The organism is Methylobacterium sp. J-072, from assembly GCF_022829425.1.
GTDB lineage: Bacteria > Pseudomonadota > Alphaproteobacteria > Rhizobiales > Beijerinckiaceae > Methylobacterium.
Window position 1 is genome coordinate 1 of record NZ_JAKSYK010000174.1, and the last position, 12946, is coordinate 12946.

Consider the following 12946-nt stretch of genomic DNA (forward strand, 5'->3'; position numbering starts at 1 on the left):
CCCTCCCCCGCAGAGGGGAGGGGGATGCGCACAGACCGGTTCGACCAATGATCGGGGCGCACTCCGCCACGCCAACGCGCAATTCCACCTTCAAAACTCGCGCCGGCTCAAAGAGCTCGGCCGAAGATCCGTTGGCCCGCCGGGACAAGTCTGCTTAGGTGTCGAAGCAAGCGGCGCGACCAGCCGACATTCGGGCGGGAACCACGAAGGGCGATGGACGAGCTTTTCGAGACGGACGACGATCCCGAGGTGCCGGAGGGTGGCTTCCTGCGGATGCTGCCGATCATCAACCGGCGCGGTCTCCACGCCCGCGCCTCCGCGAAGTTCGTGCAGACCGTGGAACGCTACGACGCCGTGGTGACCGTCACCCGGGCCGGGGAGACCGTGGGCGGGCGCTCGATCATGGGCCTGCTGACCCTGGGCGCCGCGATGGGCACCCGCATCGCCGTCACGGCGGTCGGCCCGGATGCGCAGACCTGCCTCGACGGCATCGAGGCCCTGCTGGCGAACCGCTTCGGCGAGGACGAGTAGGCCGGATCAGATTTCCTTGCCGGGCCACGTGCACAGGTCCGAGACCGGGCAGCGTGTGCAGGCGGGCTTGCGGGCCGTGCAGATGTCGCGCCCGTGCCGGAACAGCCAGATATGGGCGCCGTCCTTGAAGCGCTCGGGCACGGCCTCGGCGAGCCCATCGGCCACCGCGTCCACCGTGGCGCCGGAAGCCAGCGGGATCCGGTTCGAGACCCGGAACACATGGGTGTCCACCGCGATCACCGGCTCGTGGAATGCAAAATTCGCCGTCACCTCGGCGCTCTTGCGGCCGATGCCGGGCAGCCGGCGCATCTCGACCGAGCTGCGCGGCACGACTCCGCCGTGGGTCTCGATCAGGACCGCCGACAGCTTGACGATGTTGCGCGCCTTCGACGGCCCGAGCCCCACCGGGCGGATGATCTCGGTGATCTCGGCCTCGCCCAGGTCCAGCATCCCGGCCGGATCTTTGACCCGGGCGAACAGCGCGTCGGCAATGCGCGCCACGGTCGGGCCGGTGGATTGGGCCGAGAGCAGCACGGTGACCAGCAGCCGGAACGGATCGGTGTCGTCGAACCCCGCCTTCGGGTCCGGATCGGCCTCGGCGAGGCGCGCCATCACGGCCTCGACCCGGCCGGAGTCACCGCTTTGCGGCGCTGGGCGGGATTTCGCCCGGCGTGGAGCGGGCTTGATGCCGTGGAGTGTGTCGCGAGCCATGGAGCGCAGCTAGGGCCGGGACGGCCGGCTCGACACGCGGCGGATTGACGGCCCGGCTCAGCCCCGCGCCCGGCGCCAAGCCACTGAGCCGCCGCCCAGGTTGAGCAGGCCGACCGCGATCGCATCGACCCGGCTCAGGAATGCCAGACGCAGTGCGCCGGTCCAGGCGGACAGGCGGCCTGTGTTCCGGGTTCGGGGAGGTTCGGACGGCGCGACGGTGACGGGCGCGCGGTCCTCGAAGACCGGCACGACCGCGGAGGGGAGCGCCCAGCCCTCGGGCCGCACGCCGAGACGATTCTCCGTCGGGATCGCGCGCGGTGCCGCCGGCTGCCGCGCCGCGCGGACCGGTATCCGCACCGGCCCAACCGGGCGGTTCAGGGTGGCGAGGCGCAGGCGGATCGCCCGGTCGATCGCCTCCAGGGCGGCGCTGTCGGTCAGGCCGGGCGCCTCGGCCGAGGGCCGGATCCTGGGGATCTCGGCGCCTGCATCCCGGCTCCAGGCCAGTGTGGGCCGGGGCCGATCCGGCGCCTCGATCCCGGACGCCTGCGCCTCGGAACGGCCGCCCTGTATCACGGTGAAGCGTCGCGCCATCGCCTGTCCCGATCCCTCGACTAACCGTCCCAATCCGGGACGCGGGGGGCGCCCGGAGGCGCCGTTCGGGTCGATGGCTTCAAGGACGGTGCCGCCCGGCGGATCAGCCCCCGGGAATCGCGAGCGGGTTGTCGGTGAGCGCCGCGGCGTCGGGCGCGTCCACCCGCGGGCGGCCCAGAAAGGCGTCCCACAGGCGCTGGACGAAGGCCGGGTCGAGGTCGCGCAGGATCAGCACGAGCCGTGAGGTGTGGTCGGGGTCGGGCCAGGCCGGCAGGGTGAGGGGGGCGTGGAACACGTGCTGGACCCCGTGCACCACGATCGGGTGCTCCGGGTCGTCGGCGAGCGCCACGAGGCCCTTGAGCCGCAAGAGCTTCGGGCCGTGGCCGGAGCGCAGCAGATCCATGAACATCTCGAAGGCCGGGCGCGGCACCGGCGCGGCGCTGGTCAGGCACACGGCCTGGATCGCCGCGTCGTGGCGGTTCACGTCGTTGTGGTGGTGGTGGTGCTCCTGCGCCAAGGCCTCGTCGCCGAGCCAGGCGCGCACGTCGGCGCCCTTGCCGTCGAGGCCGAACAGGCCGCCGAGCAGATCCTCCGCAGGGGCATCCGGAGGCAGGATCGGCGCCGCCGGGTTGAGGGTGGCGAGGCGCGCCCGGATCCCGGCGGTGTCGTCGGCGAGGTCGGCCTTGGTCAGGACGATCCGGTCGGCCACCGCGGCCTGCCGGACGGCCTCAGGATGGGCGTCGAGGGAGGCGGCGCCTGTCACCGCATCCACCACCGTCACCACCGCCTGCAGGCGGTACCGGAGGACGAGGTAGGGGTGGTAGATCAGCGCGTGCAGGATCGGCGCCGGGTCGGCCAGCCCGGTGGTCTCGATCACCACCCGGCGGAACGGCTTGATCCGGCCGTTGTCGCGCTTGCGCAGCAGGTCTTCGAGGGTGGCGATCAGGTCGCCGCGCACGGTGCAGCACAGGCAGCCGGCGCCGAGCAGGACCATGTCCTCGTCGATGGTCTCGATCAGCAGGTGGTCGAGGCCGATCTCGCCGAACTCGTTGACGATCACCACCGTGTCGGCGAGCGCGGGATCGCGCAGCAGCCGGTTCAGCAGCGTGGTCTTGCCGGCGCCGAGGAAGCCGGTGAGCACGGTGAGCGGGATCGGCTCCGGGCGGCGCGGATCCGGAGCGGGCGAGGCGGTCAGGGACATGACCGTCGAGATGGGGTTTTTCGGGGTCGGAGGCAACGCGCTCCTGCGCAGGCCGCACGCGCGCGGAACTCCTAAACGCTCAAGCATTCCCCCGTCGTTCCGGGGCCGCGAAGCGGAGCCCGGAATCCAGAAACACAGGTCGAGCAAAGTCTTGCATTGTCGGCGGCTCTGGATTCCGGGCTCGCCTGCGGCGCCCCGGAATGACAGGGTGATCCATTCGGCCGCTGTCTCGATGCCGACTTAAACCGCCTGCCGCTACTCCTCGGCAGCCGCCTTCTTGCCCTGCGGCTTCTTCACCTCGGCCTTCCTGGCCTCGGGCTTGGCCGGCGCCTTGTGGGCGGCGGGCTTCGAGAGACCCTTGCCGGGCTTGGCTTCCGGCATGCCGGGCGTCTCCACCGACGTGTAGGCGCTGGCGTTCCGGGGCAGGCCGTGGGCCGGCTTCGCTGCGAGCTTGGAGGCCGGCTTGGCCGCAGCCTTCGCGGCGTTGGCCGTCTTGGCCTGTTCCAGCTGGGCCTCGCGGGCCTGCTTGGCTGCTTGCAGCGCGGCCTCGCGCTTGGCCTTGGCGGCTTCGAGCTTGGCGGCCCGGGTGTTGGCGGCGGCCGTCTTCTGGGCGTTCTCCTGGGCCTCCAGGATCTGCTGGCCCTCGGCCGGGTTGCGGCCGATCCAGACCGCGATCGGCTGGAGCGGCGCCCGCGGCGGCAGCGTCCGGGCGCGCAAGGCCGGGCTGGAGAAGGCGGCCATCGCGAGCGCCGGGGAATTCGCCACCGAGCCGCCGATCAGCTGAGCCGCCGAGCCGGGGGCGCTGACCGCGCCGGCGCCGTCGTCGATCGCCGGGGGCTTCTTGCCGCCGCAGACGTAGGGCCGGATGTCCGGCGGCCCACCGAGGGACGAGGCCGGCAGCGCGTCGAGGGTCGGGCTGGTCCAGCCGGCGCTCTGGGTGAAGGCGTAGTCGAACAGGTCGGCCGCCTTCACGTCGCGCTCGCGCGGGCTCGGCTGGCCCATCACGATGGTGATGACCCGGCGGCCGTTGCGCGAGGCGGTCGCCACCACGTTGAAGCCGCCCGAGCAGATGAACCCGGTCTTCATCCCGTCGGCGCCGGGATAGCGGCCGAGCAGGCCGTTGTGGTTGGCCATGACGGCGCGGCCGAACTGGATCGCCGAGATCGAGAACAGGTCGTGGGAATCCGGGAAGTCGCGGATCAGCGCACGGGCCAGCACCGCCATGTCGCGGGCCGAGGTCCACTGGCGCGGGTCGGGCAGGCCGTTGGGGTTGGTCCAGCGGCTGTCGCGCATGCCGATCCGCTGCGCGGTCTCGTTCATCAAGTCGGCGAAGCCCTCGATCGAGCCGCCGAGATTCTCGCCGATCGCGTAGGCGATGTCGTTGGCCGACTTGACCATGATGATCTTGAGGGCGTTGTCGAGGGTCAGCTGCGTGCCCGGCTTGAAGCCCATCTTGGAGGGCGGCTCGGACGCCGCCGCCGCCGAGATCGTGATCATCGAATCGAGCGAGACCTTGCCCTGCCGCACCATGTCCAGGGCGACGTAGGTGGTCATCAGCTTGGTGATCGAGGCCGGATACCAGGGGTCGGTCGGGGCCTGGGCGTAGATCACCTTGCCGGAATCGACATCGACCACGAGGATCGGCGAGGTCACCGCGCTGGCGGCCTGGATCCCGATGAGGCTCGTGCCGAGAAGCCCCGTCAACGCCGCGAATCCGACGGTCACGCGCCGGAGGAGAGAAGAGGACATTCGAGCCCGACTCGTCAGTGGATCGCCAGGGCGGCGCCGCGAGGCACCGGTCTTCCGGCCGGCCGGCCGGGATTCGCGCAGCCCGGACCGCCGGGGGCGGTCGTCGTGCTGCATCACGGCATCAACGTCGCTACCGTGGCAAGAGCAAGGCGGGACACAACCGCGGGTCTGCGCAGCTCTCCTGTCGGTAGTCCACAGGCCGCACGACGCTTATGTGCGGGGGGGCAATCAGGCGAAGAGGTTTCGGGAACAGCGGTGGCTTACGCGGTCAAGGAGATCTTCCACACCCTTCAGGGGGAGGGCGCCCAGGCGGGACGCGCCGCGGTGTTCTGCCGATTCGCCGGCTGCAACCTCTGGTCCGGCCGCGAGGCGGATCGCGCTGCCGCCGCCTGCCGGTTCTGCGACACTGATTTCGTCGGCCTGGACGGGGAGGGCGGCGGACGCTTCGCGGATGCCGCTGCTCTGGCGGAGGCCATTGCCCGGACCTGGGCCGGCGGGCCGGAGGGCCGCTACGTGGTGTTCACCGGCGGCGAGCCGCTGCTCCAGCTCGACACGCCCCTGATCGAGGCCGTGCACGGGCACGGCTTCGAGATCGCCATCGAGACCAACGGCACCCTGCCGGCGCCCCCGGGCATCGACTGGATCTGCGTCAGCCCCAAGGGGGCCAATCCCCTGGCGCAGACGAGCGGCCACGAATTGAAGCTGGTCTATCCCCAAACTGACGCCGACCCGGCGGATTTCGTCGGCCTCGCCTTCCGGCACCGCTTCCTCCAGCCGATGGACGGCCCGGAGCAGGGCGCCAGCACCCAGGCCGCCATCGCCTATTGCCGCCAGGACGCCCGCTGGCGCCTGTCGCTACAGACGCACAAGATGATCGGGATTCCGTGAGGGGTGACAGGCCGGCGTAGCTCCGGCGTAGCGGCGCATCTCCCCTCGCCCCGCTTGCGGGGAGAGGGCTCCGGCAACCTTGTCGTCGCCGGAGCAAGGCGGCAGCCGAGGGTGAGGGGGTGGTTCCGGATGAGCCACTTCCTGAGCCGCCCCCTCACCGCCGCTCCGGCTGCGCCTGCGCTTCCCGCACGGACGACGAGGTCCGTGCGGGCCTCTCCCCGCACGCGGGGAGAGGGGACCCGCGCTTCGTTCTGGTCTGAACGGGCCATACCGTCGCCCACACCCTTCCCATCCCGCCAAAAATCGGGAACGATCCCCGCCGCCTTCCCGCCCCTGGACCGGTGCCCTTGAGTCTGGACGATCCATCGCCGCTCGCCCGCGCCGCCCCGGAGGGTTTTTGGCCGATCGATCCGGACTTGCGCGTCACGAGCCTGCCCGGGCGCCAGCACTGGCGGTTCGCAGGGGGGAGACCCATCGCGGCCGAGGTTGGGGGAATCGTAGTCCCCGCTGACGATGCCCGGATCGCCCATCTGGGCATCCGGCGAGACCAGCACGGCCGGGCGTTCCCGGCTGCCTTCGCCCGCTCGCCCGAGACTGGCGCCGCCCTGGGCCCGCCGGTCCCGGCATCGGCCCCGGACATCCTCGATATCGACCCCACACACATCGCCGCGGTGCCGCTGCCGAGCGGCGTGCCTGCGCTGGTCCGGGCCGGACATCCGGCGGCGCTCTACCTGTTCCAGGAGAATCTGGGCGCGTTCGAGGAATGGGATGGCCGAAGATTTGTCGGCCTCGGGCGGCTGCCGCCCGATCCGGTGGGCTCCGGCCTGACGGCCGGCCGCCGGGGCATCGCCTACGCCACCGCCGAGGCGCTGGTCAGCGTGATCCTGCCCCAACTCGGGAGCCGCCTCGTCCATGCCGAGGCCCGGGCGCCAGGTCTGCGTTTCCTGTCGGCCCCATGCTGGCGCCGCGGCGACCTCCTCGTCCTCGGCGAGCGGGACGGGCGCCTCGTCCTCTGCCGGACAGACGATGAGTCGAACGCCCTCGACATGCGCGATCTCGGCCACCCCGCCCCGGAGGCGGATTTTGCCGGCCCCTGGACCAACCGCCTCGGTGATTGTTTCTGGACCGGCCCGGACGGGTTCGTCGCCTGCCGGACCCTCGGCGACGAGACCAGAATCACCCCCTGGCCCGCGGGCTTCGCGCCGATCATCGCCCAGGCGCCGTGGCGCGACCGCGCCGACCTGCACCACCAGCTCGGCATGATGGAGGGCCGCTATCACCTCGCCGCGCTGGCTGCGGATCCGGCCCTGAACCGCCTCGACGGTCCGCATCTCGCGGCCGGGCCCGGCACCTATTCCGGCGCGGAGCGGTTCGACGTGCCGTGGCAGGCCGCCGAGGAGGTGCTCAACCTCGGCGCCCATGCCGGCAGCCTGCTGGTGCCCCGGCTGGCGCTGGCCCGCGACACGATCCTGCTCGCCCTCGACATCCCCGGCCCCCGCGGCGGTTTTTTGCGCGGCGAGAGCCTGCCGGCACCGGTGACCGGCCACGTCCTCCACCACGCCCACGGGGCCGGCCTGCGTCGGCTGCCGGTGGGTCTCGCGGTGTCGCGGATCGGCGACGCCCGGGCGCTGCTGCACGACGGCGTGCTCTACCTGTGGAGCCGATCGGAATGCCGCTGCCACGCCCTGCGGCTGCGCGCGGCATGAACGTGCTCCTGCGGGCCGTGCTGGCCCTCTTTCTCCTGCTCGGCGGCCGCGCCTGGGCCGAGGCGCCGGTGCGACAGGTGTTTCTGGTGCAGGATTCCGGCTGGATGGAGCCGTTCCTCACCGCCGAGGGCTCGCAGTTCCGGCCGCTGGTGGAGGCCCTGGTGGCGGCGGCCCGGGTCCCAGGAGCCGACATCGCCGTGGCGACCTTCGACCAGGACGGGCAGGTCCCGGGCCGGCCCTCGCCGCGCATCCTGTATGACGGCGCCTACGACGCCGCGCGGATCCGGGCGGCGATCGCGGCGATCGACCTGCCGCGCAAGGCCGGCAGCGCCGCCTATGCGGATGCCGATTTCAACGGCGCGCTGCTCGGCGCGATCCGCACCGGCCTGCGCGGCCGGGACGGGGTGATCTGGATGGTCACCAACAACAAGAACAGCCCGGGCAACAGCGCCGAGGTGGAGCGCAACACCGCCGCCTTCTACGCGGCCCTGCGGGAGTCCGACGCGATCAGCCGGATCGTCGCCTACCCGGTGCGGATGCCCTTGAAGGGTCGCAACTTTTCCGAGGGCGGCTTCGTCATCTACGGCATCGGCTACGGCGCGGCCGGCGGCCGGGCCCTCGAAGCCGCCGTGATGGCGCCGGGCCTGAAGGCTCTGTTCAGCCATCCGCCCGTGAGCCTGAAGCCGGTTCTGGCCGGCGGCCTGACCCTGCGGTTCGACCGGCTCGACACCGGCGGGTTGCAGGCCGGCCTGGAGAACGGCGTTCTGGTGGTGAGCGGGGCGGACGCCACCGCCGGCACCGCCCTGCGGCTCACCGCGCATCTGCGCAACGGCCTCTACCCGCAGCGGGTCGCCGCCGCGCGGCTGGCCCTGAGCTGGAGCGAAGTCGGCACCGAGGCCGGGCTGGCGCAGGCCGCGGTCTCACCCGCGGAGATCGCCGACCTGGCGCCCCAGGCCGAGAGCGGCCCGCTCGCCGTGGTGCTGACCCTGCCGCCGATCCCGCGGCCCTCCGGCCTCGCCGGCCTGTTCTCCGATGGGCGCACCGTGGATGGAACGCTCACCCTGCGGCTGGCGGACTTGCGCCTGGCGCTGGATCCGGCCTTCCTGGAACGGGTGCGGCCGATCTTCGGCAGCGGATTGTTGTCCGGGGACCAGATGGGCGGGCCGGTTGGGGATGCGCGTGCGGTGGAGGGCCGGTTGCCCGGCCTGTTTCGCGACTATCGCGGCATCTCGGAAGCCGCGGTGAGCCTGCCGGTGCGGATCGAGGCGGCGTTCTCGCCCTGGCCGCTGATCGCCGCCGCCTCCGGCGCCCTGGCGCTGGCCGCCGCCGCCGGATTCGGGGCTCTCGCGCTCGCCCGGGCGCGGGTCCAGACCGTGATGCTCGGCACCGTCCCGAAGCGGGTCAGCCTGCGGCCCTACCGCACCCAGACCCTGCGCGCCCCCGACGGCAGCCGCTGGCAGGTGCGGGCGGGGCTTTGGGGGCCGGCCCGCGCCACACGCCTGCAGGAGCCCGGACCCGGCGCATGATTGTTTTGTACATTGACCGCGTGGGGACTGCCGGACTCGTGCGCGCCCAGGCCCGAACGGGGCAGGATTTCACCATCCCCGCCCCGCAGAACCCGAGCCCGCAGGCCGATCCGCTCCAGGCCGCGCCGCCATCCTCCGGGACGAGCACCGGGGCGAACCCGTTCAGCACCCTCGAACGGGGGCCGACCACCACGGAATTCGCGCTCGGCGCCGCGGCCCTGGTGGTGCTGGCGGTGCTGTTCCTGTTCGTCCGCCAGGGGGTGCGCGCCCACCTGATCAACCGCCGCGCTACGCTCGACGCCGCCGACGGCGCCAGCTGGATGCTGTTCTCGGCGCTGATGCTCACCGCCGCGATCCTGGTGAGCGCCACGGTCGGCCGGCTGTGGCAGGCCTGGGCCGGGCTGGCGGCCGGCTTCGCCCTCTGCCTCGTGCTGTTCGGCGCAGCCCTGGTGCTGTTCCTGCGCGCACCCGACCGGAGGCGCTGAGACCATGGCTGATGCCCGGCCCGCCGAGACCGAGACGCTCCTGAAGGTGCGTCCGACCGTGTTCGTGGCGCTCGGCGGCACCGGCATGGAGGTGCTGCTGCGCCTGCGCCGCCGGATCCTCCAGGCCGACTGGAACGGGACGCGGATCAGCGCCCTGGACCAGTTCCCGGCCGCGTCCTTCCTGTATTTCGACACCGACACCCTGGAGGCCCGCGAGGCCGGCCGGGCGGCGGCCACCGACGCGCTCTCGGCCAAGGTCGCGTTCCGCGAGGGCGAGACCCTGCAGAAGGCGGTCAACCTCGCCCGCTACCAGGCCGAGCGGCGCAGCTACCCGCATATCGATTCCTGGCTTCCCGCCCGGGACCTGTCCCGCATCGACGCCTCGAAGGGCGCCGGGCAGATCCGGGCCATCGCGCGGCTGCTGTTCTTCGATGAGGTGCGCAATTTCCAGGACCGGCTGACCGCCAAGGCCGGCGCGGTGCTGGCCAACGTCTCGAACGAGGCGCAGCTGCGCGCGCTCGGCCTCGACACCTCCACGGACCTGCGCGTCGTCGTGGTGGCGTCGGTGGCCGGCGGCACCGGCTCGGGGGCGGTGATCGATGCCGGCTACGCGATCTCCTCGCTGGAGACGCCCAAGCGCCCGGACGCGGTCGACCTCTTCCTGGTCCTGCCCTCGGGCTATGTCGGCGCCAACAAGGACAGGGTCTTCGCCAACGGCGTCGCGACCCTGTCCGAGCTCGAATACGCCATGCGCGGCAATCCCGAGCCGCCCTATGTCGAGAGCTGGGGCGACCACGCCCGGGTCGCCCGCGGGGTCGAGCGACCGTTCAGCGACGTCTACCTGTTCGACACCCAGAACCTCGCCGACCAGCGCACCGGCGCGATCGGCGACCTCTACGACATGATGGCCGACGTGCTGTTCGAGGATTTCGGCAATTCCGAATTCTCCGGCCGCAAACGTTCGACGGGGGTCAACCAGACCCAGCACAAGATGCGCAAATGGGCGCCGCCGAGCCCGGACCGCGCCGGCCGCGCCGCCCTGTTCTCGCTGAACTACTCGGCGCTCGGCCAAGCGGTGCTCGCCACCCGCGGCAGCCTCGAATTCGAGGAGCACGCCGCCCGGGCCGGTCTCGGCATGGTCGAGGCGTTCTTCGGCGTCGCCCGGGGCCAGGGCGAGCGCCACATCCCCACGGTCGAGGAGCGCGACCGCTTCGCCGCCGACCGCCTCGCCCTGCGCTTCTCCGCCTTCGAGGCCTTCCCGAAGGTGCTGCGGCCGGCCCCGCCCGGGATTTCCGAATACGACCTCGTCGGCACGCTGCTGCAGCGGGCGGACGGCTCGTCGATCCAGGAATCGGTGGCGCTCGGCGTCGAGGAGGCGGTGGACGCGATCAAGGCCGAGATCGCCAGCCCGCGGGATTGGGCGCCGAACCTGCGCAAGGAGGCGGAGCGCCTGCGCGACGACATCCTGGGCCGCACCGGCTCGGGCGCCGCCTACGGCCCCCGCGGCGCCGAGGTGCTGGACGTGCGCGCCAAGCTCGAGGCGGCCTGGCTGTCCGACCGGGACGGCGCGCTGCCCGCCGCGCTCTACCGCCTGCTCGACGATCAGGAGCGCGGCGGCCTCGACTACGCCCGGGCGCTGATCGAGGGCGTGAAGGACCTGATCGAGGCCGATGGCGGCGCGCTGGCCCGCCTCACCGCCGCCGCCGACACCTACGCGAGGCTCGCCGACGAGATGCTGGCCGAGCATTTTTCCGCGTCGCTCAGCCGGCTCGATCAGGTCCGCCCTGGGCTGATCTTCTCCCATCGCCGTGACGCCGAGCGCTATTTGGAACAAGCAAGGGAGGATCTGCGCGGCTCCTGCGTCCTGCGCATCCGCTCGGTGGCCGCCCGCGAGGCGGCCGAGCTGTTGCGCCGGGTCTCGGCCAGGCTCGGCACCCGGACCGGGCGCGACCCGGAGACCGGCGCCGCCCGCTACGACGGCCTGCTCGGCGCCCTGAACCAGGGCCACGAGGATGTCGGCCGGCTGATGCGCGAGCTGCGCCTCGACATCGCCGAGATCCGCAACGCCATCGAGCGGCCCTCGGGCGGCACCTTCCTGGTCCTGCCCTCGGGCGACCTGCCCGAAAAAATCGCCGTCGCCCCCGCCGAGCAGCTCGCCTGGGCCCGCGAGGCGTTCCGGGCCTATGGCGGGTCGCGGGCGATCTTCGCCCTGCTGCGCGAGGAGGAGACCCGGGCCGACCTGCTCAACGCCGTGCGCGACATGGCCCGGCGCCGGCTCGGGCCGCACCGCGCCCGCATCCCCTCGGCGCTCGATGCGCTCCGCGAATTGCCACCCGCCAAACAGCGCGAGACCCTGGAGCTGATGCTGCTGCGCTGCATGCCCTGGATCTACGCGCGGTTCGACGCCTTCAGCCCCGGAGGCGACCAGTTCAAGACGATCCTGGCGGTGGAGGGCTCGCGCGCCTTCCAGGCCGAGTTCGGCCCGATCCTGCGGGCGAGCCTGCCGCCGGTGCTCGGTGCCGGCGAGATCGGCTTCCTGGAATCGAGCCAGCGCGGCCGCATCGTCTGCTACTGCGAGCTGTCCGGCGTGCCGCTCGACGTGCTCGGCCCCCTGCGGCGCGACTGGCGCAATGCCTACGCGCAGGAGCTCGACCGCCTCGACGCGATCCCGCTCCACAACCACAAGGACTATCTGCGCTTCCCGGACCCGGTCGCCCCCTCGGCCGAGGAATCCGATGCTTTGCGCGAGACCCTGTCGCTGTTCCTGCGCGCGGTCTGCCTCGGTCTGCTCCAGCGCGCGCCCGAGACCGGCCTGTGGCGCTTCGCCTTCGAGCCCGGGGACTGGCGCAGCGTCGGCTCGGAGCGGACCCTGCGGCGCAAGCTGTTCGACCGGGTCCAGCGCGCGGCGATCGCGGCCCAGCTCGCCGAGGCCGAGGCGGCCCTGTCGCCGGTCCAGAACCTGGCGATGGCGGCCCTGTTCGCCTGGACCGCCAAGCGCGCCTACGCGCCCCGGCGGGAGACGGTGAATTTCGACGCCGAGGCCCGGGTCGGCGGCATCGGCCACGCGGTGGCCGACGCGCTGAGCCGCAGTTGGCGGCAGGGCGCCGTCGAGGCCGGCGGCCTGCCGGGCGATCCGGACCGGCTGTTCGACACGCTGCTCGCCCACATCGAGGCCTGGACCAAGCCGATCCCCGGCAGCCTCGCCGACGTGCCCGCCGAGGAGGCCAACCGCGACCCGTCCGACCCGCCGGCCTTGCGGGCCGTGGACAAGCGCGTGATCGAGCCCGCCGCCTTCACCACCGAGGCCCTGCTCCGCCTGACCAACCCGGCCGTGCCCGCCCCACCGCCACCGTCGCCAGCCGCTCTCTTCTACGTCTACCGGGACACGGTGGAAGGCCCGTTTTCGCTCGCCGAACTCGTGGCCCAAGCCCGCGCCGGCACCCTGAGCGCGGCCATCCAGATCCACCCGCAGGGGGGAGCCTGGATCGCCGCAGGCGACCACCCGGCGCTGGCCTCGCTGCTGGCGCCACCGCCACCGCCGCCGGTTCGCTGAGAGCG

At 72.5% G+C, this 12946-nt stretch carries 10 protein-coding genes; 6 read left to right on the plus strand and 4 right to left on the minus strand.

Annotation, left to right across the window (positions count from 1 at the left end; translation table 11 throughout):
• Positions 1–213 precede the first annotated feature (213 nt).
• A complete protein-coding gene (locus MKK67_RS19910) occupies positions 214–531 on the plus strand; it encodes an HPr family phosphocarrier protein (RefSeq protein ID WP_147857130.1) in 318 nt (105 codons plus the stop codon).
• 6 nt (positions 532–537) lie between these two features.
• On the opposite strand, the gene nth is transcribed toward MKK67_RS19910, so the two are convergent.
• The 4 genes from nth to MKK67_RS19930 all read right to left on the minus strand — a co-directional run bounded on the left by nth (position 538) and on the right by MKK67_RS19930 (position 4783).
• Positions 538–1242 carry an endonuclease III domain-containing protein gene (gene nth / locus MKK67_RS19915; protein ID WP_243968624.1) on the minus strand — a complete coding sequence of 235 codons (705 nt, stop codon included), beginning with the start codon at positions 1240–1242 and terminating at the stop codon, positions 538–540.
• 57 nt (positions 1243–1299) lie between these two features.
• Positions 1300–1833, minus strand: coding sequence for a hypothetical protein (locus MKK67_RS19920; RefSeq protein WP_243968626.1), 534 nt, complete (start codon positions 1831–1833; stop codon positions 1300–1302).
• A 103-nt stretch (positions 1834–1936) separates the two neighbouring features.
• Positions 1937–3034 carry a CobW family GTP-binding protein gene (locus MKK67_RS19925; protein WP_243968628.1) on the minus strand — a complete coding sequence of 366 codons (1098 nt, stop codon included), beginning with the start codon at positions 3032–3034 and terminating at the stop codon, positions 1937–1939.
• Positions 3035–3289: 255 nt separating this feature from the next.
• A complete protein-coding gene (locus tag MKK67_RS19930; RefSeq protein ID WP_243968630.1) occupies positions 3290–4783 on the minus strand; it encodes a D-alanyl-D-alanine carboxypeptidase family protein in 1494 nt (497 codons plus the stop codon).
• 255 nt (positions 4784–5038) lie between these two features.
• On the opposite strand from MKK67_RS19930, the gene queE reads away from it, so the two are divergent.
• From queE to MKK67_RS19955, 5 genes are all read left to right on the plus strand, one after another.
• Positions 5039–5671 carry a 7-carboxy-7-deazaguanine synthase gene (gene queE / locus MKK67_RS19935; protein ID WP_243968633.1) on the plus strand — a complete coding sequence of 211 codons (633 nt, stop codon included), beginning with the start codon at positions 5039–5041 and terminating at the stop codon, positions 5669–5671.
• A 341-nt stretch (positions 5672–6012) separates the two neighbouring features.
• Positions 6013–7377 (plus strand): hypothetical protein, encoded by a 1365-nt coding sequence (locus tag MKK67_RS19940; protein WP_243968635.1) that lies wholly within the window; start codon positions 6013–6015, stop codon positions 7375–7377.
• Positions 7341–8903, plus strand: coding sequence for a hypothetical protein (locus MKK67_RS19945; protein ID WP_243968637.1), 1563 nt, complete (start codon positions 7341–7343; stop codon positions 8901–8903). The genes MKK67_RS19940 and MKK67_RS19945 overlap by 37 nt, the downstream gene beginning before the upstream one ends.
• Entirely contained in the window at positions 8900–9388 is a 489-nt protein-coding gene (locus tag MKK67_RS19950; RefSeq protein ID WP_243968639.1) for a hypothetical protein, read from the plus strand. The genes MKK67_RS19945 and MKK67_RS19950 overlap by 4 nt, the downstream gene beginning before the upstream one ends.
• A 4-nt stretch (positions 9389–9392) precedes the next feature.
• The gene (locus tag MKK67_RS19955) at positions 9393–12941 is read left to right on the plus strand and encodes a tubulin-like doman-containing protein (RefSeq protein WP_243968641.1); all 3549 of its coding nucleotides are present in this window, start codon (positions 9393–9395) and stop codon (positions 12939–12941) included.
• Positions 12942–12946: the final 5 nt, after the last annotated feature.